Raw genomic sequence first — 20,688 nt, forward strand, 5'->3', positions numbered from 1 at the left:
CGTGAGAATTATAAGGTTTAAACAAATTGTTATAATACAGATTTTAGATATTATTAGTACAGTATAGGACAGTAGAGGGGACGTATCATTTTAGAGAAAATCTTTGTTTATAGCCATAATATATGATTGACCGACAGTATTTTATTCAGTATACTGAGTGACAAGAATAAGTTGTACTAGTTAAAAAGGTGATTTATTTTAATACAGCTGAAAGGGAGATGTGACAAATGAGCAAGAAAAACAATAATATTTTTGATGCGAAACAAACGCTAACTGAAATCGAAGATAAATTTGAAATGTTTCAAATTTTGAATGAAGAAGGCGAAATTATAAATAAAGAGGCAGATCCGAAATTATCAGATGAGGAACTAGTTGAGTTAATGACACGTATGGTTTACACACGTATTTTAGATCAACGTTCAATATCATTAAATCGTCAGGGACGTTTAGGCTTCTATGCACCGACTGCTGGTCAAGAAGCTTCACAACTTGCTTCTCACTTTGCATTAGAACAAGAAGATTGGATTTTACCAGGTTACCGTGATGTACCTCAAATTGTATGGCATGGCTTACCTCTTGAAAAAGCATTTTTATTCTCACGTGGTCACTTCATGGGGAATCAGGTTCCTGAAGGTGTAAACGTTTTAGCTCCACAAATTATTATTGGAGCACAATATATTCAAGCTGCTGGGGTAGCACTTGGTATTAAAAAACGCGGGAAAAAAGCTGTTGCAGTAACTTATACTGGTGACGGTGGTTCTTCTCAGGGAGACTTCTATGAAGGCATTAACTTTGCAGGTGCATTTAAATCTCCAGCAATCTTCATCGTACAAAATAACCAATATGCAATCTCAACACCCCGTGAATTGCAAACAGCTGCGAAAACAATTGCACAAAAAGGTGTAGCAGCAGGCTTACCAAGTATTTTAGTAGATGGAATGGATGCGCTTGCAGTTTATGTAGCAACTCGTGATGCTCGTGAGCGCGCGGTGAATGGTGAAGGGCCAACATTAATTGAAACAATGTGTTACCGTTATGGTCCTCATACAATGGCTGGGGATGACCCAACTCGTTACCGTACTTCTGATACAGATAATGAATGGGCTCAAAAAGATCCTCTAGTTCGCTTCCGTAAATACCTAGAAGCAAAAGGTATATGGGATGAGAAGAAAGAAGAAGCGGTAATTGAGCGAGCAAAAGAAGAAATTAAAGAAGCAATCAAAAAAGCAGATGCTGCTCCAAAACAAAAAGTAACGGAGTTAATGGAAAATATGTATAAAGGCGAAATGCCATCTAATCTAAAAGAACAGTATGAAATCTATAAAGAGAAGGAGTCGAAATAACCTATGGCACAAATGACGATGATTCAAGCAATTACAGATGCACTTCGCACAGAATTAAAGAATGATGAAAACGTTCTTGTATTCGGGGAAGATGTAGGTGTCAACGGTGGGGTATTCCGCGCGACAGAAGGCCTACAAAAAGAATTTGGGGTAGACCGCGTTTTTGATACACCATTAGCAGAATCAGGTATTGGTGGCTTAGCAGTTGGCCTTTCTCTTCAAGGATTCCGTCCAGTTCCTGAAATTCAATTCTTCGGTTTCGTTTATGAAGTAATGGATTCAATCAGTGGCCAGCTAGCACGTATGAGCTACCGTAGTGGTGGCGTCTACAATGCTCCAGTAACAATCCGTTCACCATTTGGTGGTGGTGTGCACACACCTGAAATGCACTCAGATAGCTTAGAAAACTTAATGACAGCACAACCAGGATTAACAGTTGTTGTTCCATCAACACCATATGATGCAAAAGGTTTACTTATTTCTTCTATTCGTAATGACAACCCAGTTATTTTCTTAGAGCATTTAAAACTATACCGTTCATTCCGTGAAGAAGTGCCTGAGGAAGCATACGAAATTCCACTAGGAAAAGCGGATGTAAAACGTGAAGGTACTGATTTAACAATTGTTGCTTACGGTTTAATGGTTCATGAAAGCTTAAAGGCTGCAGAAGAACTTGAAAAAGAAGGACATTCTGTAGAAGTAATTGACTTACGTACAATTCAACCAATCGATGTGGAAACAATTATCGCATCTGTTGAAAAAACAGGTCGTGCAATCGTTGTCCAAGAAGCTCAAAAACAAGCAGGTATCGCTGCGAACGTAGTAGCAGAAATTACAGAGCGTGCAATTTTAAGCTTAGAGGCTCCTGTTCTTCGTGTGGCTGCACCAGATACTGTGTACCCATTCCCACAAGCTGAAGGTGTTTGGTTACCAAACTACAAAGATGTAATGGAAACAGCGAAAAAAGTTTTAACATTCTAAATAAAGCTTCTAAACTTGAACAACAGTAAATAGAAAGGATGGGTACACATGGCATTTGAATTCAGATTACCGGATATTGGCGAGGGTATTCACGAAGGCGAGATTGTGAAATGGTTCGTTAAAGCTGGAGATACAGTAAAAGAAGACGATATTCTTTGTGAAGTACAAAATGATAAAGCAGTAGTAGAAATCCCTTCACCAGTTGAAGGAACAGTAGAGGAAGTTTTAGTAGGAGAAGGGACAGTTGCCGTAGTTGGCGATGTTTTAATCCGATTAGACGCACCTGGCTATGAAGACTTAAAGCTAAAAGGTGACGATCATGCCGAAGCAAAAACAGAGGCACAAGTTCAAGCAACTGCTGAATCTGGTCAGAACGTAGAAAAAGCTCCTGCTAAAGAGGAAAAGGCACCAGAAACAGCCCCTGAAAAAGCTCCAGAAAAAGTGGAGACAGTAGTTGATGAAACAAAACGTGTGATCGCGATGCCTTCTGTACGTAAATTTGCCCGTGATAACGATGTAAATATTCGTGAAGTGAAGGGTACAGGCAAAAACGGTCGAATCCTTAAAGAAGATATTGAAAACTTCTTAAAAGGTGGCGGCACTGTAGAGGCTGAAACTGCAACTATCGAAACATCAGAAGATACAGTTCAACAAGAAACGTCTACACCAGCAGCACCAGTAGTTCTTGAGGGGGATTTCCCAGAGACTCGTGAAAAAATGTCGGGTATTCGAAAAGCGATTGCTAAAGCGATGGTACACTCGAAACAAACGGCTCCTCATGTTACACTAATGGATGAAGTCGATGTAACAGCTCTTGTAGCACATCGTAAAAAATTCAAAGATATCGCTGCCGAAAAAGGTGTGAAATTAACATACTTACCATATGTAGTGAAAGCACTTATTTCAACTTTACGCGAGTTCCCAGAATTTAATCGCTCATTAGATGATGCAACACAAGAAATTATCCAAAAGCATTACTACAACATTGGTATTGCAGCAGATACTGAAAGAGGCTTACTAGTACCAGTTATTAAGCATGCAGATCGTAAATCTGTTTTTGCAGTATCAAATGAAATTAATGAACTAGCGACGAAAGCTCGTGAAGGCAAGCTTGCACCACATGAAATGAAAGGTGCTTCCATGTCCATTACGAATATTGGCTCTGCGGGAGGACAATGGTTCACACCAGTTATTAACCATCCTGAAGTAGCAATTCTAGGTATTGGTCGAATTTCAGAAAAACCTGTAATAAAAAATGGTGAAATTGTAGCCGCACCTGTGTTAGCATTATCATTGAGCTTTGACCATCGTATGATCGATGGAGCCACTGCGCAAAATGCTTTAAATCACTTAAAGCGTTTGTTAAGTGAGCCAGAATTATTATTAATGGAGGCGTAACAAAAATGGTAGTAGGAGATTTCCCAATCGAAACAGATACTCTTGTCATTGGTTCAGGTCCTGGAGGATATGTAGCCGCAATTCGTGCAGCTCAAACTGGCCAAAAAGTAACAATCGTTGAAAAAAATGTACTTGGTGGTGTGTGCTTAAACGTAGGTTGTATCCCATCAAAAGCATTAATTTCAGTAGGGCACCGTTTTGAGCAAGCTAAACATTCAGATGACATGGGAATTATCGCTTCTGATGTGAAATTAGACTTCTCAAAAGCACAAGCATTTAAAGACAGCGTTGTTAAAAAATTAACTGGCGGTGTTGAAGGCTTACTTAAAGGTAATAAAGTTGAAATCGTACAAGGTGAAGCTTATTTTGTTGACGCTCATTCAGTGCGTATCATCAATGGTGAATCTGCTCAAACTTACACATTTAACAATGTTATTATCGCAACAGGTTCTCGCCCAGTTGAAATTCCAACATTCAAATTCTCTGAGCGTGTTATCAATTCTACAGGCGCACTTTCTTTACAAGAAGTACCTGGTAAATTAGTTGTGATCGGTGGCGGCTATATCGGTACTGAGCTAGGTTCAGCTTATGCAAATCTTGGCTCACAAGTAACAATTATCGAAGGCGGTAAAGATATTTTAGCTGGCTTCGAAAAACAAATGACGCAAATCGTGAAAAAAGGCCTTAAAAAGAAAGGCGTTGAAATTGAAGTTAACGCATCTGCAAAAGGCGTTGAAGAAACTGAAAACGGCGTAGTCGTAACATATGAGGTTGGCGGAGAAGAGAAAAAAGTTGAAGCTGATTACGTATTAGTAACTGTAGGTCGTCGTCCAAATACAGATGAAATGGGTCTTGCTGAAATCGGAGTTGAATTCGGTGAACGCGGTCTAATCAATGTTGACAAACAATGTCGTACAAATATTCCAAACATCTATGCAATTGGTGATATCGTTGCAGGTCCTCAACTTGCACATAAAGCATCTTACGAAGGTAAAGTTGCTGCTGAAGCGATTGCTGGTGAAAAATCAGTTGTTGATTATCTTGCTGTACCTGCTGTATGCTTTACAGATCCAGAGATGGCAACAGTTGGTTACAACGAAGAGCAAGCAAAAGCAGAAGGCATTGAGTACACTGCAGCGAAATTCCCATTCGCAGCAAACGGCCGTGCTCTTGCATTAAACCAAACAGAAGGTTTTGTGAAGCTAGTGGCTCGTAAGGAAGATGGCTTATTAATTGGTGCACAAATCATTGGTGCTGGTGCATCTGATATGATCGCTGAAATGGGTCTTGCAATCGAAGCTGGTATGACGGCTGAAGATATTGCACTAACAATCCATGCTCACCCAACATTAGGGGAAATTACAATGGAAGCTGCTGAAGTATTACTTGGCAATCCTATTCATATTGTAGCGAAACGATAATATAAATATAGGAGTGTAGCAAAGAGAGTGTTTTATTCGCTTTGCTACACTCCTTTTGTATAGAACAGCTATTAAATTTTACTTTATAAATAAAAGGTAGTATGATAATTGATAATTATTATCAATTAAGGATGAAGGAATGGGTTACGATGAACGAGCGCTATCGAACATTTATTTTATTAGCACAATACCGATCATTTACCGAAACAGCGAAGCATATGTTTTGTTCCCAACCAACCGTTTCGCAGCATATTCAGCAATTAGAAAAAGAGTTAGGCTGTCAGTTGATCTCACGAAAAAAACGGCAAATCGAGTTAACTACCCAGGGTGAAATTGTGTTGGCTTATGCACAGAAAATGCAGGAAATGGAACAGCAATTGCGCTTAGCAGTAAAGCAGACGCAGCAGGAAAATATCAAACTCTATATAAGTCACTATATTGCTGATAGCTTTTTTAATGAGCTATTCGATAAAAATAATACAACCTATCAGCAATATCCCTATGAAATTAATAGCTTTTGCTACGAGGATTTAAAAAGTAGTTTAGTGGAGAATCATGCAAAGTTTGCGGTAATGCCGATTTATAATGCTGATACAATTGTTCACCAGTCATTTGACATTGATATTTTATTTGAGGAAGAGTTTGTGTTAGTGATGGCAGCCGATCACCCTTTAGCAAGCCGCAAAATCATCTATGCAAGAGATTTGAAAAACTTATCAATGCTATTGCCCCAAAGCCCTTATTTGGGTCAACATATTAAAGAAGCTTTACATAAGAAGGCTGTACCTGTTTATTATATACAAATGACAAACTTTGAGATTATCAAAAAAGCTGTCCAGCAGGGGATGGGCGTATCTTTTTTACCCTATAAATCAATAGAGGATAGTTTAGATAAATTAACGTTTAAATATGTGAAAGGTCTAAGTATTAAACGAAAGAATGGGATTGTATTTAATCGAAATCAAATTTTAAACGAGCAAGAACAAGCTTTTTGTGAACGTATCAAAAAAAATCTAAAGATGGTGTCTGTCAGGTAAGCTGAGCTTATAAAAGGTAATAGAAATCCTTTGTAGCATTTTTTCTAGTATGCTTCTCCAGTATATTCATAAAAAATGTCATATAAAGAGAAATCCGAACAATACTACGAAGCATGTGTGTGAAGGTTTCGTACTTGCTCGGGTTTTTTATTTTAATACAACCTCTCTATGTCATGTTAACTATATTATTTGACTTCATTTTGGAATTTTTCTATCAACGTTTTCAAGTATACAATTTATTATTTATTGCAGAAAACCCTCACTTAACAAATGGATTTGCAGCCTTCTATAAGAAAATATAATAGCATAATTAAAGATTTTTATAATGTGAGAAAAATGTATAAGTAGTCAATGAAAATTAAAATACTAAACTACAAATGATATTGATAATCGTTATCAATGATGATATAGTTCGAAATGCAAGACACTGTAAGGAGGTATGTAGGTGACAAAGGATTATATTGTTATTCATCCTTGTAATATTTTTTCTCAAGGCCAGGCAGATGAACGCTTTGACATTATAGATATGTATGATTTACCGAATGTTGAGCTATCTTCTTATAAATGTATGGTCATTTTAGGATTTGCCGATCAAGAGTTTTTGCAGGAAGAGCGGCAAATAATTGCTGATTTTTTGGCAAGTAAAAAGATCGTATGCTTTTTTGGTAACTTAGTAACAGATTGGTTGCCAGGGCAGCAGGCATTTATTGCAAAGGAAATTCACAACCATTGGGATTATGACATTTCGATTGCCAAGCAACATGTAATTTTTGAAGGGGTAACAGAAGAGGATATGACAATAAATAAAGGAGTGAAAGGATTTTTTGCTCGCGGACACCATCCAGCCCCAGCGGATGCAGAAATATTATTAATCTTGCCAGATGGTGAGCCTGTGACATTTATTGATCGAAGCTCAACAAACGGTACGATTTTTATGCATGCAGGTAATAATCTTTTTCATATTGGTGGTATGGTACCGGCAACAACGAAAACAACAAATCGCATTCCTGCACAGCTAATGCAGTGGGTACAGGAGGAATATAGATATTTAACGGAGGGAGGGGCAAGTGATGCGTAAAATAGCTGTTATGTATAGTGGTAGCTCACAGCATTGGCGTACATATAAGACATCTGAATTTGCTCAGTATATCGACCAACTGATTCCAGCACGTCAGTTAGAGGAGGAAAATTTAGAGGCTTTTGATGTATTAATCATTCCCTCTCAAACACATACAGGACTATTAGATCGCAATATCCAAAAAATCCATGATTTCGCCAACACAGGGAAGGTAGTGGTCACATTTGGTCCACAGCATCGAGATTGGTTGCCGATGCATAATTGGGAATTCAGACCGACTAATTTTTGGTGGTGGCTTGAACCGAATGCGGATAGTGGCTTACGTTTATTAGGAACAGCGCATGATTTATTTACGAATTATATTACATTGGAGGATGCAACATGGCATCAGCATGGTGTGTATTGGCCAAATGAGGGCTGTGAAGTATTGGTAGCGACTGATGATGGCGGTGCTGTTTTATATATTGATCGTGTAAATACAAATGGTGTATGGGTGAATACAACCTTGGATCCGGATTTTCATTTTGGTTCCTATTTTATGCCAGCAACAGAGCGTTTTTTACGAGGCTTTTTACCTTGGTTAAAGAATGGGCAACTCTAAAGAAATTTTTTAATAAAAGAAAGTAGGGATATGGTGGAAGCTATTGCTTATGTTGGCATTGATATTCAATTTACTCGATTAACGGCTGAGGATCGTGAACGTGGCTTAGTATTTTTATATTTATATGATTTACCCTATGCCGATTTAACGGCCTATGCAGGAGTAATTATCACGAATCATGTAGAAGAGCAATTTCTAATGGAACATAAAGCGATTTTAGATGAATATTTACTGAATGGTGGCGTTATCTTTTCATTGACAGAAATATCATTGCCGTGGTTGGCAAATGTAGCGAATTGGAAGCGCTCTCCGATTCCCTTGAAAGATCGAGAAATTATTATTGAGCCATCGGATTGTTCTTTATTTAAAGGGATAGAGCCCTATGATATTAATTATCGAAAAGGTGTGCGGGGCTTCTTTTCTCGTGGCTATTTCGAAAAAATTCCAGCATATGCAGAAGTGCTAATTACCGATCAAAGCGGTGTACCGATACTTTATGTTGACCGACATTCAACAAATGGCACGATTTTTGCAGGGGCAGGAACTGATATTTACAAGGTATTTATTCATGAAGAAAATACGTCCAAAAAGCTTAGTATACAAATGCTAGCTTGTATTCGGGAGGAAGCTATCCGCAATTATGCAAATGGAGGTATTAGTAAATGATCGGGATTGTAACAAATGGCTTACCATTTCAAAATCGCTTTTTTGCGGAACAAGAATTTCATTATTTATATGATGAAGTGCTACACATTCGCCACCTCCATCAATATGATTTAACAAAGTATGACACACTTATTTTATCATGTCGCTTAGATATCCGTTCTTTAAAGCGGTATCAGTCACAATTACTGAAATTTATGAATGCTGGTAAAAGACTAATAATTTTTGGAGAAATAGTGGATTGCTGGTTTCCGACAATTGATTGGGAAGATTCAGAGGTCAATTTTAGCTGGTGGGTGCGAGATGGTGGTGATCTACCAATGGAAATGCAAAATAAAGTACATTCGCTATTCAATTATATTACATTACGTGATATGAAGTGGCATTATCATGGCTCTTTTTTACCGCCACAAGGAGCACAATCATTATTGGATATACCAAACGGACGATCGTTATTTTATGTAGATAATGTAAGCTTTAATGGCGAGCTAATTGTCACAACATTAGATCCAATGTTTCATATTGGGCTAGGCTTTATTGATCAATCAAAACCATTTTTACATGGTATCGCCAAATGGCTAAGGGAGGAAGAAAAACATTGAAGAAATATGGACTTTTCGCTACGGTAGCACTAACAATGATGCTTGCAGCTTGTAATAATGACAATGAGCAGACACAAAAAAATGCTGAACCACTGGAAAAGGAGTCGTCAACGGAGGTGCAAACGACAACGGAAGAAAAGCTTGTTGTTGACCAATTAGGGCGTGAGGTAACTGTGCCAAATTCGGTGGATCGTGTTGTTATGGGCGGTATTTTGCCATATTTCTCAACATGGTATGTTGCAACAAACTCAACAAAGGAAATTGTCGGTATGCATCCAAATTCATATAATGCAGCAAAACATTCGATGCTAGCTAAAATGTCTCCAGATGTCTTAAAGGCAGATACGTCGTTTATTCAAAATGGTGAGGTTAATGTAGAAGAATTAATGAAAGCCAATCCACAATTATATATAGAGTTAGCAACAGATGAGAAATCAATTAATAAGGTAACCGAGGCTGGTATTCCCGTTGTAGCATTAAAGGCAATCGATGCGGCTGCGGCAGAGCCATTAGCTACATTTAATAGTTGGTTAGAAGTAACAAGCCAAATAACTGGTACAACAGAACGTGCCAATCGTTTCCTAGAGGAAGGGAAAAAAGTACAAGCTCAATTAGATGAAAAATTAAAAGCAATTGAAGAAAAAGACAAGCCTCGTGCAATGATGTTGTTTAGACATAATGAAAAGTCGATTACAATTGGCGGAAAAAATTTCTTTGGTAACCAATGGCTCAATGCAACAGGAGCAATTGATGTAGCTGAAGATGATATACAAGGGCAAAAAGAGGTCAATATGGAACAAATTTATGCTTGGAACCCAGATATTATATTTATTACTAACTTTACGGAAACACAGCCAGCTGATTTACTTGAAAACAAGGTAGAAGGGCAGGATTGGAGTCAGATAAAGGCGGTGCAGGAGGGCAAGGTGTATAAGATTCCATTAGGGATTTATCGCTGGTTCCCACCAAGTGGTGATGCGCCATTAATGTTAAAATGGCTAGCGCAAAAAAATCATCCTGCATTATTTGATTATAAAATCGAGGATGAGATAAGGGCGTATTACAAAGATTTCTATGAATTCGATGTGACAGATGAAGAGATTCAAGCTATTTTAAATCCTTCATCAGAGGCAGCTAAATATTAAGGAATGATTCGTAAATGCAAACCTGGAAAAAGATTATTTTATGGATTCTACCATTGGGCATCGCCATCATTTCACTTGGTGTAGGCCGCTTTGAGGTTGGCATCGAGCAGCTATTAAAAATTCTTGCCTCACAGATTATCCCGATTGAACCGACATGGACAGAGATGGAGGAAACAGTTGTTATTAATATTCGGCTACCACGTATTCTTCTCGCATTGTTAATTGGCGGTGGTTTAGCTATTGCAGGGGCTAGCTTTCAAGGGATGTTTGGTAATCCGCTAGTATCACCAGATATTTTAGGTGTTTCGGCGGGGGCAGGCTTTGGCGCTTCTCTTGGTATTTTATTGTTTGGACAAAATTTTGCTACACAGATCATGGCATTGCTTTTTGGATTAGGTGCCATTGGCTTTACATTTTTCATTGCTGGTGCGCGCAAAAATGCCCCGATATTTATGTTTGTCTTAGCAGGTGTTATTACATCGGCACTGTTTAATGCGCTTATTTCGTTAACTAAATTTGTAGCTGATCCAGAAGAAAAGCTTCCTGCCATTACCTATTGGCTGATGGGAAGCTTAGGAACGGTTACTTATAAAGATTTATATATTGGGGGACCATTGATACTTATCGGCATGTTGATACTTTATTTCCTAAGATGGCGTTTAAATATTTTAACGCTCCCAGAGGATGAGGCAAAATCAATGGGAATCTCCGTAGTGCCATTAAAATGGATGATTATCTTTGGTGCTACATTGATTACTGCGGTGTCTGTTGCGGTTGCAGGAATTGTTGGCTGGGTAGGTTTGATTATTCCACATGTTGCACGTATGCTTGTTGGAAATAATAATCAGCATGTACTCCCAATGTCGATTGCTATTGGTAGCGTCTATTTGTTACTAATTGATAATTTAGCACGTTCTATAACAGCAACAGAAATACCTTTATCTATTTTAACAGCGATTATTGGTGCACCATTCTTTGCTTATTTACTACGTAAATCTGGAGGTGGATGGGCATGATCATTGAAGTGAAAAATGGCAATTTTTATTATGAAAAGCATCGCAAGAAATCTCAAAATCTTTATGTGAATAATATTAATTTTACACTGGAGCCAGGCCAGATTATGGCGATACTTGGCCCGAATGGTGCTGGAAAGACAACGATGCTCAAATGTATTACAGGGCTACTAGAGTGGAAGCAGGGAGAAACGTATATAGATGATAAGCCTCTGTCTGCTGTTAAACGTAAGGAGCTTTGGCAACGTATTGGCTATGTACCACAAGCGCATAAAATGGTATTTGGTTTTACGATAGAAGAGCTTGTTGTGATGGGACGAGCCCCTTTTATTAGTACATTAGCACAGCCATCAAAAAAAGATTTAGAAGCGGCACATTTGGCACTGGATACAATTGGTATCGCCCATTTAGCCAAAAAATCATGTAATGAGGTAAGTGGTGGCGAGTTACAGCTAGCTTTAATAGCTCGTACACTGGTGGCCGATCCAGAAATACTTATTTTAGATGAGCCAGAGTCGCATTTGGATATTCAAAAGCAAATTATTATCTTACAAACTATCAAGCAGTTAGCAGGAGAGCGCGACATTTCTTGTATTATTAACACACATTATCCTAATCATGCCTTTTATTTAGCTGATCGGGTTCTAATGACAGCAAAAAACAAGGGTGTTGTCTATGGTACTGTACGTGAAATCATGACGGAGGAGCGGATGCAGGCGTTTTTTGGGATTGAGCTTAAGAAAATATTATATGAAGAAGAGAATTATATAGTAGAAACAATGGTGCCGCGTGCATTAGGGGCAGAAAAGCGGGAATAATCGTTAGGGCTGTGCAAAAAGATTTTTGCGCAGCTCTTTTGCTTGTTGTTCAAGTCACAGCATAGGACTATACCATTCGATAGTGCCTTAAAATGTTATTTACAGGCCTCCTTAATTATTCAGAATAATCGATAAATGCTATAATAGTAGCATTGTAGAAAGTAAGGGAGGGTATAATCATGGAGCTTAACTTAACAGGGAAAGTAGCGATTATTACAGGGTCAAGTAAAGGAATTGGCTATTATACCGCAATGCAGCTTGTCAAAGAGGGCGCGAAAGTGGTGCTATGTGCGCGTGGCGAAAAACAGCTTCAGGTAGCAGCAGGCTGTATAAAAAATGAAACAGGTGAAGAGGTTTTAATTGTTCCAACAGATACAACAAAGGAAAAAGATTGTAAAAAGCTAATAGAGCGTACAATTGGACACTATGGTCAGATTGATATTCTTATTAATAACGCAGGGACAGCTTCAGCTAATCCTTTTGAAGCTGTTAGCAGTAAGCTATGGCAAGCTGACTTAGATTTAAAAGTATTTGGTGCTATTCACTGCTCAAAATACGCTGTGCCTTATATGCGCAAGGTTGGTGGCGGGGCAATTGTGAATGTGACAGCAGTGATGGCGAAAACACCTCCTGCAAGCTCACTTCCAACAACGGTCAGCCGTGCTGCAGGACTTGCGTTAACAAAGGCAATGAGCAGAGATTTAGGAAGAGATAATATTCGTGTAAACTCCGTTTGCATTGGCCTTATTCGTAGTGATCAACTCGAAAAGAAATGGAAGCGGGAAGAACCGAATTTATCTTGGGAAGAATATTCGCACAACATCGGTCAAGCGATTCCACTTGGCCGTGTAGGGGACACACAGGAGGCCGCAAATGTAATTACGTTTTTAGTATCAGATGCAGCTAGTTATGTAACAGGTACAGCCATTAATATTGATGGTGGCTCGGGACATGCATTATAGTAATATGTTTGTAGATAAGAATTTTAGTGTTGCTTCGCTGGTTAGAAAAAATAGCTTATTAAAAGGGAACGCTGTATTCAGCCTTTGTACGTTAAGATGAAGTGATTGGACCTAGCCATTACATCGAAATTTGCTAGTGTAAAATCAATGCTTCGATCATTATTCTATTAAAGTCAAGTAAAAGCACCTTATTCATAAAATGGGTATAGTGCTTTTTCATGATGCTATTTATGATGTCTTTTTTGAATATGTTCGAATACCTCTTTGTGAATTTCTTCATCGGCGCTATTTCCATGGCTCGTTTGCAATGCAATATCTCATCATATACAATGAAGGCAAAATAAATAAGTGGGTGAGGGTTCTATGAAAGCTAAAGATATTATCGTTATATTCCAAGAAAAAGGATTGATACTTGATACGCAAGAGATAAGGGGAAAGGGATACGATCATACCGAGCTACTGACCGATTTTGCAAAAGCACCCTACAAAACCCTATTTTATTTCGGCTTTGCAGATGAGCATTCAGACATGTCAGTTTCATTGTCCTTCCTGCATAGTATCTGCCAGAAATTCATAGGCGTGATTTCAAATGATCCAGATGTTGAAATCACAAAAACCGTCAAAATCCTAGATAATGCTATGTTGTCAGAAATGCTTTATGCAGTGCCGTATGTGGTGGGGGAGGAGTATATTAGCATTGAATGGCTAACTGATTTTTGGACTGAACTTACAAATGTCTTTGAACAAGAAATTGCTGCTTGGAATGGTACGGTGGGATCCTTTTTAACGACATACAATGCTAAGTTGAATATAGCAGGTCGAGTGTTTTTTCATCTTGTAGAAAATAAATCAGAAGAATATCCATTTGCTTTTTTGGCAACATATTCTACTGAAACAGCTAATAAGGCTGTGGATATGCCGTTGAAAAACGCGTTAGTGGAATATAAAGATAGTCAGGATTTACTGTTAAAATTGCTTGCAACTGTAAGCCGTGCTGCTGATCGTAGTAATTTTATTTCTGAGCTTGTTGAAAGTGGGGAACTGTTTTCTCCTCTGCAATTTGATATAGATGAAGCCTATACGTTCTTGAAAGAGATTCCTCTTTATGAGGAATGCGGAATAATTTGTCGTATGCCAGATTGGTGGAAAAAGAAAAGTGGGGGTTTGAGACTCTCTATTTCTATTGGTGGAAAAGAGCCTGCAGTAGTGGGAATGGAAGCTTTAGTTAGTTGTAAGCCTAGCCTGATTTTGGATGGTCAAGAACTCTCTAAAGAAGAGTTAGAAGTGCTTTTGTCACAGGCAGCAGGATTGACTTTCTTAAAGGGGAAATGGATTGAAGTTGATCATCACAAACTCAATGCTGCACTTGAGGCCTTTGAAAAAGTCGAAAACATGGGTGATATGACGTTGGCAGAAGCCATGCGAATGGAACTAGGAATTGCCCAAAATGGGTTGCCTGAAATTGGTGATACAGTAGAAATCACGAATGGTGAGTGGTTACAGACATTACGTTATCAACTTACCAATCCCACACAATTGGGCAAGCTAAAGCTAGGTGCAGATTTCCATGCAACACTTCGACATTATCAACAAGATGGTTTCCATTGGTTAGCACTTATGAAAAGTATTGGATTTGGTGCACTGTTGGCGGATGATATGGGCCTGGGGAAAACGGTGCAGATTATTGCGCTTTTGGAGTATTTCCGACAGCAAGGCAAATATAAAGCGCTGTTAATTATTCCAGCATCCTTAATTGGCAACTGGCAAAAAGAACTTGACCGTTTTGCACCAAATATTCATTATGCGGTATTGCATGCTAAAAATACGGAAATAAACGATGAGGTTGATTTATTTATTACTACTTATGGTATGGCACGGCGTTTAGAACATTTGAATAATCAGAGATGGGATTTACTTATTTTAGATGAGGCGCAGGCGATAAAAAATCCTGGAACTGCACAAACAAAGGCTATCAAGCAATTGGATGCTTCCTTTAAAATTGCCATGACGGGTACACCGATTGAGAATAAGCTGGCAGATTTATGGTCATTATTTGATTTCCTGAATGCAGGATTGCTTGGTACAGCCAAGGAGTTTTCTACTTATGCTAAAAACATTAAGGAAAATGGTTCATATGCTAAATTAAGAAATGTGGTTAATCCCTTTATTTTACGCCGATTGAAAACTGATAAATCGATTATCAATGACTTGCCTGATAAGGTGGAAATCAAGGCATATACAACATTAACTAGTAAACAGGCTATATTGTATCGGGGCTTAGTGCAAGATTTGGAGCATCAGCTTGAAACTACTGAAGGTATTCAGCGTAAGGGCATGGTGCTAGCGGCTATTACAAAATTTAAGCAAATTTGTAATCATCCTGACCAGTATTTGGGGCAATCCACTTATAAAAATACAGCTAGTGGAAAATTTGAAAAATTGCAAGAAATTTGTGAAACTATTTATGAAAAGCGAGAGCGTGTGTTAGTATTTACACAATTCAAGGAGATGACTGAACCGCTTGCTGATTTCCTGAGCCTGATTTTTGAGCGCAAAGGACTTGTGTTACATGGTGGTACAACTGCAAAAAAACGCACAGAAATGGTAGAGCAATTCAATGGGGTAGACTATGTACCATTTATGGTGTTGTCTTTAAAAGCAGGCGGTGTTGGATTGAATTTAACAGCAGCAAACCATGTGATTCATTTCGATCGTTGGTGGAATCCCGCCGTGGAAAATCAAGCGACGGATCGGGCGTTTCGTATTGGTCAAACAAAAAATGTCATGGTACACAAATTTATTACTGCTGGCACAATTGAAGAAAAAATTGATGCAATGATTGCAGAAAAACAACAACTTTCGGGTGATATTATTGCGGCTACTGGTGAACAATGGATTACTGAAATGAGCAATGATGAACTCATGCAACTGTTTACATTGGAGGTGTAAGTTATGCATGAATTTTATGAATATACACCTGTTGCAAAGAAACAACAAGCTGCGCAAAAGGCATTGGAAAAATTACAAAAGAAGCAGCCAGATGTTAGGCCAATTGTGATTACTGGCAATAAAATTGCCAAAACATGGTGGGGCAATGCTTGGAATAAAAACCTAGAGGCATATGCGGATTTCTCTAACCGTATCACGCGCGGACGTAGTTATGTGCGCAATGGTTTTGTTTTGGATTTACAGATTGATACAGGGCATGTAAATGCGATTGTCGCAGGAAGCAGACGAACACCCTACGAAGTGCAGATTTCCATTACTGCACTTGCTGAAGATCGTTGGAAAGCAATTACAGAAATCTGTGGTCGAAGCATTGCAGGAATTGAGCAACTGGCACAAGGAAAATTTCCTAAAGAATTAGAAACCTTGTTTATTCAACAAGGACAAGGCTTATTTCCGACACCAGATGAAATTCAATTTTCTTGTAGTTGTCCAGATTGGGCAAATATGTGTAAACATGTTGCTGCTGTGTTGTATGGTATTGGTGCACGATTTGATGAAGATCCGACCCTGTTCTTTAAACTGCGAAATATTGAAGTAGAGGCACTTATTAAGAAGTCTGTGGAAGAAAAGATGGAAAATATGCTGAAAAACGTAGGAAGAAAAACCCATCGCGTTATGGATGATGCAGCTATTACAGATTTGTTTGGACTATAGATTTTAGAAATTAAGCAAACAAGATTGCTATTCTAGGAAATAGAGTGCAGTCTTGTTTTTTTGTATTATACGGTTATGAGAAGGTATGTTTTATCAGAAATAAAAGCCTCTAGTCTTTTATCTATTAGTTTTCTGAAATTATAATAGACAGAAAATTCCTACAGATGTAGAATGGATGACATGGGGGGTGAAAAGTGGCAAAATGCTGAACGAAAATTTTGTTGCGATATTCTTACGAGTTGTGCGTATCATTGTTCAAATTGGCATACTGAATATTTATTATTACTTGGGAGTAGGTATCGTCTCTTATTTACATATTCCGCTTCCAGGCAGTATTGTGGGCTTACTTTTATTAGTGCTTTCACTCATTTTTAAACTAATTAAGGTTGAATATATTCAAGATGGTGCAGGCTTTTTAATTGGTGTGTTAACATTATTCTTTATTCCAGCAACAGTGGGGGTTATTGATTATCCAGAGCTTATGTCAGGTACAGGTTTACTTATTATTTTAGCTGTTATTGCCAGTACATTAATCTCTATTTATGTAACAGGGCTGCTCACACAAATTATTGAGAAAAAAGAATTGGCAAAAAAAGAAATGGCGATAAAAGAAGAGAAGGGGGAATTAACAGTTGATTGAGGTAATGGTTGTGTTAAGTACCATTGTGATGTTTATTTTATTTACAAAGCTTTATCAACGTTATCCCCATCCTATTATGATTCCTTTAGTGACAACCACGATTGTGAGTGCCGTTATTTTGCTGGTATTTGATATTCCTTATGCTACTTATATGAAGGGTGGGGAGTGGCTACAAAAAATGCTTGGGCCAGCTGTCGTTGCCCTTGCCTATCCTCTGTATAATCAACGAGCGATTATTATGAAGTATAAATATTCTATTTTATCAGGACTATTTATTGGGATGATTACAGGCTTGGTGACCATTTTTGGATTATTGAGATGGATTGGTGTAAAGGAAAGCTGGATGCTAACGGCGTTGCCTAAATCATTAACAACACCTGTAGGGATGCAGGTTAGTGAAATGATTGGAGGTATTCCTCCTTTAACAGCGGTTTTTGTGATGATTGCAGGGTTTGTAGGAGCGATCATCGGTCCATTAGTTATTAGGTATGGCAAACTTGATACGGCTGTTAGTAGAGGTGTAGCAATCGGCAGTGCTTCACATGGTGTAGGGCTTGTGAAATTAAGAGAATATGGGGAACAGGAGCTATCAGTTGGTTCATTATCTATGGGCTTAACAGCTGTAATTGGGGCATTTTTCTGTCCACTATTTGTCTATTTATTTATGTAAAGAGCTATATACAGCGAGTCTGTATATAGCTCTTTAGCATTTTAAACAACCTTATAAAATTATTATTTCTAAATAATTGGTTTGCGTTCTTTTATAACACGAATTGTCTTTAAGGATGTATCCTCTGGTCCTTGCACGGGTAGGCCAGCTTCGATATTCATCTGAATATAATGAATATTTTCTTGCGTAATTATTTCCCCGGGAATAAAAATTGGAATACCAGGAGGATAGACCATAATAAATTCTGCACAGATACAGTTGTCTGCTTCAGCAAGTGGAACGACTTCTGTATCTGCATAAAACGCATCACGTGGTGACATGGCAAGAGCTGGAATTTCTGGGACATTCACAACTGCCTCCGTAATAGCTGCTTCAGAATCAAATGTTTTTGACATACGACTCAACGCATTTACCAGAAGATTAATTTCCTTTTTTGTATCACCTAATGTGACTAAGCATAAAATATTGTATAGATCGGACAATTCTACTTCAATATTGGCATTATGACGTAGCCATTCCTCAGCTTGATGTCCCGAAATACCTAAATCCTTCACACTGATAAGAAGCTTTAACGGATCCATATCATAAGTTGCAGATGAGTGTAGTTTTTCTTTACCTGCACATTTTAAATGTGGAATTTGATTAATACGTTTACGTGCATCCCTTGCTAAACGCAACGCATCATCAATTAAATCATAGCCATGAATCGCTAGCTGACGTCGAGCTGTGTCGAGTGAAGCAAGCAATGGGTAGGATGTCGATGTAGTCATGAGCATGGAAAAAACTGCTTGTGCACGTTTTGCTGAAACGAGTCCTTCACGCACATTTAAAATAGATGTTTGTGTCATGGAACCACCAAGCTTATGTACACTTGTAGCTGCCATATCAGCACCAGCTTCCATGGCTGAATAAGGTAAATCATCATGAAATTTAATGTGGACGCCATGTGCTTCATCTACTACTACTGGAATATTGTGGCTGTGAGCGATTTCAACAATGCGTTTTAAATCAGCTGTAAAGCCATAATAAGTTGGGTTAATAACAAGTACTGCTTTTGTATCTGGATAAGCAGTTAAAGCCTTTTCGACAGCTTCAGGAGAGATGCCATGAGAAATCCCATATTCACTGTCAACTTCAGGATGAATAAAAATTGGGATTGCACCAGCAAATACAATAGCTGACATAATAGATTTATGAACATTCCGTGGTACTAGAATTTTATCACCTGGACCGACAACGGTCAGAATCATCGTCATAATGGCGCCACTAGTACCTTGAACGGAAAAGAATGTATGATCAGCACCAAAGGCTTCTGCTGCAAGGGTTTGAGCTTCTTTAATAGCCCCCTTTGGTGAATGTAAATCGTCTAGTGGAGCAATATTAATTAAATCAATTGATAAAACGTTGTCGCCGACGAATTCTCGGAAAGCAGGGTCCATCCCCTGTCCTTTTTTATGACCTGGAATATGAAATTGAATAGGATGTCTGTTCCGATGTTTAAGTAATACGTCGAACAATGGAGTCTCTAATTGTGACAACGCAGGTACCACCTCACTTTATAATATCTAGGAAAACAAATGAATTATAGCACCTAACGACACGAAAAAATAGACTTTTCACAAAAAATAAAAGGATTTTTTCAGGATATCGAGAAGTTAGTAGCGTATGAAAGGGGAGGTTTTATGAATTGGCATACACGTGTAACAGAGCTTTTGCAGGTTAAATATCCAATTATTCAAGGAGGACTAGCTTATTTAGCCTATGCAGATCTAGCAGCAGCGGTGTCGAATGCTGGCGGTCTTGGACAAATAACTGCTATGAGTTTACGAGATCCTGATTTATTACGAGCAGAGATTCATAAAGTGCGTACATTAACGGATAAACCCTTTGGTGTAAATTTCGCAATTGGGATGCATGGTCAAGGCTATGAAGATATGGTGCGTGTTGCGGTTGAGGAAGAAGTACCTGTGGTGACAATGACTGGTGGCAATCCAGCACCTATTTTTGAATTGCTAGCGGGAACGAATAGTAAAAAATTAGTTCTCGTTGCTGCACGGAGACAGGCACAAAAGGCAGAGCAGCTTGGAGCAGATGCTGTAATGGTAGTTGGACAAGAGGGCGGTGGGCATCTTGGACGCGACGATGTGGGAACGATGGTGCTTGTGCCACAAGTTATAGACAGTGTAAAAATTCCAGTCATTGCCTCAGGTGGTATTGGCGATGGTCGCGGCTGGATGGCTGCACATGCATTAGGCGCTGAAGGCATTGAAATGGGCACGCGCTTTATTGCAACAAAGGAATGTGTGGATGCATCAGAAGCTTATAAGGAAGCGCTACTTGCCAGCACAGAGGCGGATACAACGATTATTAAACGTTCGATTGGTGCACCAGCACGAGCATTACGCAATGAGTTTACAGCACAAATATTAGAAATTGAGCAGAAAACACCAACATATGAGGCATTAAAAGATTATATTAGTGGTTCAGCTAATAAGCGTTTTATTTGTGATGGGGATAAAAATCAAGGCTTTGGCTGGGCTGGTCAAGTGACGGGAATGATTCATGATATTCCCACTGTAGAGGAGCTAATCAATCGAATGGTTGCAGAAGCTGAAGGTATCCGAGTAAAATGGGGGCAATAACGTAAAGGTGG

General features: G+C 38.6%; 19 protein-coding genes. 18 read left to right on the forward strand and 1 reads right to left on the reverse strand.

Annotated features, from left to right (window positions below; all coding sequences use genetic code 11):
* Positions 1 to 227 precede the first annotated feature (227 nt).
* The 17 genes from pdhA (at position 228) to ADM90_RS04080 (ending at position 18,035) form a co-directional block, all read left to right on the forward strand.
* Positions 228 to 1,343 (forward strand): pyruvate dehydrogenase (acetyl-transferring) E1 component subunit alpha, encoded by a 1,116-nt coding sequence (gene pdhA / locus ADM90_RS04000; protein ID WP_004224731.1) that lies wholly within the window; start codon positions 228 to 230, stop codon positions 1,341 to 1,343.
* A gap of 3 nt (positions 1,344 to 1,346) precedes the next feature.
* Positions 1,347 to 2,324, forward strand: a complete 978-nt coding sequence (locus ADM90_RS04005; protein ID WP_053993766.1) for an alpha-ketoacid dehydrogenase subunit beta — start codon at positions 1,347 to 1,349, stop codon at positions 2,322 to 2,324.
* A 48-nt stretch (positions 2,325 to 2,372) separates the two neighbouring features.
* Positions 2,373 to 3,722: a dihydrolipoamide acetyltransferase family protein gene (locus ADM90_RS04010; protein WP_053993767.1), complete on the forward strand. Its 1,350-nt coding sequence runs from the start codon at positions 2,373 to 2,375 to the stop codon at positions 3,720 to 3,722.
* 5 nt (positions 3,723 to 3,727) lie between these two features.
* On the forward strand, positions 3,728 to 5,143 hold the full coding sequence (gene lpdA, locus ADM90_RS04015; RefSeq protein ID WP_053993768.1) for a dihydrolipoyl dehydrogenase: 1,416 nt from the start codon (positions 3,728 to 3,730) through the stop codon (positions 5,141 to 5,143).
* A 101-nt stretch (positions 5,144 to 5,244) separates the two neighbouring features.
* Complete coding sequence (locus tag ADM90_RS04020; protein WP_053993769.1) at positions 5,245 to 6,180, forward strand: LysR family transcriptional regulator; 936 nt, start codon at positions 5,245 to 5,247, stop codon at positions 6,178 to 6,180.
* A gap of 445 nt (positions 6,181 to 6,625) precedes the next feature.
* Complete coding sequence (locus ADM90_RS04025; protein WP_053993770.1) at positions 6,626 to 7,258, forward strand: hypothetical protein; 633 nt, start codon at positions 6,626 to 6,628, stop codon at positions 7,256 to 7,258.
* On the forward strand, positions 7,251 to 7,859 hold the full coding sequence (locus ADM90_RS04030; RefSeq protein WP_053993771.1) for a hypothetical protein: 609 nt from the start codon (positions 7,251 to 7,253) through the stop codon (positions 7,857 to 7,859). The genes ADM90_RS04025 and ADM90_RS04030 overlap by 8 nt, the downstream gene beginning before the upstream one ends.
* 30 nt (positions 7,860 to 7,889) lie before the next feature.
* Positions 7,890 to 8,525: a hypothetical protein gene (locus ADM90_RS04035; RefSeq protein WP_053993772.1), complete on the forward strand. Its 636-nt coding sequence runs from the start codon at positions 7,890 to 7,892 to the stop codon at positions 8,523 to 8,525.
* Entirely contained in the window at positions 8,522 to 9,124 is a 603-nt protein-coding gene (locus ADM90_RS04040; RefSeq protein WP_053993773.1) for a hypothetical protein, read from the forward strand. Before ADM90_RS04035 ends, ADM90_RS04040 begins: the two co-directional genes overlap by 4 nt.
* On the forward strand, positions 9,121 to 10,269 hold the full coding sequence (locus ADM90_RS04045; protein ID WP_235473309.1) for an ABC transporter substrate-binding protein: 1,149 nt from the start codon (positions 9,121 to 9,123) through the stop codon (positions 10,267 to 10,269). The genes ADM90_RS04040 and ADM90_RS04045 overlap by 4 nt, the downstream gene beginning before the upstream one ends.
* A gap of 14 nt (positions 10,270 to 10,283) precedes the next feature.
* Entirely contained in the window at positions 10,284 to 11,285 is a 1,002-nt protein-coding gene (locus tag ADM90_RS04050; protein WP_053993775.1) for a FecCD family ABC transporter permease, read from the forward strand.
* Positions 11,282 to 12,100: an ABC transporter ATP-binding protein gene (locus ADM90_RS04055; RefSeq protein ID WP_053993776.1), complete on the forward strand. Its 819-nt coding sequence runs from the start codon at positions 11,282 to 11,284 to the stop codon at positions 12,098 to 12,100. The genes ADM90_RS04050 and ADM90_RS04055 overlap by 4 nt, the downstream gene beginning before the upstream one ends.
* A gap of 179 nt (positions 12,101 to 12,279) precedes the next feature.
* Positions 12,280 to 13,062 (forward strand): SDR family NAD(P)-dependent oxidoreductase, encoded by a 783-nt coding sequence (locus ADM90_RS04060; RefSeq protein ID WP_053993777.1) that lies wholly within the window; start codon positions 12,280 to 12,282, stop codon positions 13,060 to 13,062.
* Positions 13,063 to 13,425: 363 nt separating this feature from the next.
* Positions 13,426 to 16,011 (forward strand): DEAD/DEAH box helicase, encoded by a 2,586-nt coding sequence (locus ADM90_RS04065; protein WP_053994881.1) that lies wholly within the window; start codon positions 13,426 to 13,428, stop codon positions 16,009 to 16,011.
* 3 nt (positions 16,012 to 16,014) lie between these two features.
* A complete protein-coding gene (locus ADM90_RS04070) occupies positions 16,015 to 16,725 on the forward strand; it encodes an SWIM zinc finger family protein (RefSeq protein WP_053993778.1) in 711 nt (236 codons plus the stop codon).
* Between the two features lie 202 nt (positions 16,726 to 16,927).
* Positions 16,928 to 17,365, forward strand: coding sequence for a CidA/LrgA family protein (locus ADM90_RS04075; protein ID WP_053994882.1), 438 nt, complete (start codon positions 16,928 to 16,930; stop codon positions 17,363 to 17,365).
* Positions 17,358 to 18,035, forward strand: a complete 678-nt coding sequence (locus tag ADM90_RS04080; RefSeq protein WP_053993779.1) for an LrgB family protein — start codon at positions 17,358 to 17,360, stop codon at positions 18,033 to 18,035. Before ADM90_RS04075 ends, ADM90_RS04080 begins: the two co-directional genes overlap by 8 nt.
* 68 nt (positions 18,036 to 18,103) lie before the next feature.
* On the opposite strand, the gene ADM90_RS04085 is transcribed toward ADM90_RS04080, so the two are convergent.
* Complete coding sequence (locus tag ADM90_RS04085; protein ID WP_053993780.1) at positions 18,104 to 19,573, reverse strand: aminotransferase class I/II-fold pyridoxal phosphate-dependent enzyme; 1,470 nt, start codon at positions 19,571 to 19,573, stop codon at positions 18,104 to 18,106.
* 144 nt (positions 19,574 to 19,717) lie between these two features.
* On the opposite strand from ADM90_RS04085, the gene ADM90_RS04090 reads away from it, so the two are divergent.
* Positions 19,718 to 20,677, forward strand: a complete 960-nt coding sequence (locus ADM90_RS04090) for an NAD(P)H-dependent flavin oxidoreductase (protein ID WP_053993781.1) — start codon at positions 19,718 to 19,720, stop codon at positions 20,675 to 20,677.
* The last annotated feature ends 11 nt before the right edge of the window (positions 20,678 to 20,688 follow it).

Origin of the sequence: Lysinibacillus macroides (genome assembly GCF_001281525.1) — a bacterium.
GTDB lineage: Bacteria > Bacillota > Bacilli > Bacillales_A > Planococcaceae > Lysinibacillus > Lysinibacillus macroides.

Coding starts and splice junctions, on each gene's coding strand:
- ADM90_RS04070 (WP_053993778.1), top strand. CDS start 16,015: ATGCATGAATTTTATGAATATACACCTGTTGCAAAGAAACAACAAGCT.
- ADM90_RS04040 (WP_053993773.1), top strand. CDS start 8,522: ATGATCGGGATTGTAACAAATGGCTTACCATTTCAAAATCGCTTTTTT.
- ADM90_RS04005 (WP_053993766.1), top strand. CDS start 1,347: ATGGCACAAATGACGATGATTCAAGCAATTACAGATGCACTTCGCACA.
- ADM90_RS04065 (WP_053994881.1), top strand. CDS start 13,426: ATGAAAGCTAAAGATATTATCGTTATATTCCAAGAAAAAGGATTGATA.
- lpdA (WP_053993768.1), top strand. CDS start 3,728: ATGGTAGTAGGAGATTTCCCAATCGAAACAGATACTCTTGTCATTGGT.
- ADM90_RS04035 (WP_053993772.1), top strand. CDS start 7,890: ATGGTGGAAGCTATTGCTTATGTTGGCATTGATATTCAATTTACTCGA.
- ADM90_RS04075 (WP_053994882.1), top strand. CDS start 16,928: ATGCTGAACGAAAATTTTGTTGCGATATTCTTACGAGTTGTGCGTATC.
- ADM90_RS04020 (WP_053993769.1), top strand. CDS start 5,245: ATGATAATTGATAATTATTATCAATTAAGGATGAAGGAATGGGTTACG.
- ADM90_RS04060 (WP_053993777.1), top strand. CDS start 12,280: ATGGAGCTTAACTTAACAGGGAAAGTAGCGATTATTACAGGGTCAAGT.
- ADM90_RS04090 (WP_053993781.1), top strand. CDS start 19,718: ATGAATTGGCATACACGTGTAACAGAGCTTTTGCAGGTTAAATATCCA.
- ADM90_RS04055 (WP_053993776.1), top strand. CDS start 11,282: ATGATCATTGAAGTGAAAAATGGCAATTTTTATTATGAAAAGCATCGC.
- ADM90_RS04050 (WP_053993775.1), top strand. CDS start 10,284: ATGCAAACCTGGAAAAAGATTATTTTATGGATTCTACCATTGGGCATC.
- ADM90_RS04030 (WP_053993771.1), top strand. CDS start 7,251: ATGCGTAAAATAGCTGTTATGTATAGTGGTAGCTCACAGCATTGGCGT.
- ADM90_RS04010 (WP_053993767.1), top strand. CDS start 2,373: ATGGCATTTGAATTCAGATTACCGGATATTGGCGAGGGTATTCACGAA.
- pdhA (WP_004224731.1), top strand. CDS start 228: ATGAGCAAGAAAAACAATAATATTTTTGATGCGAAACAAACGCTAACT.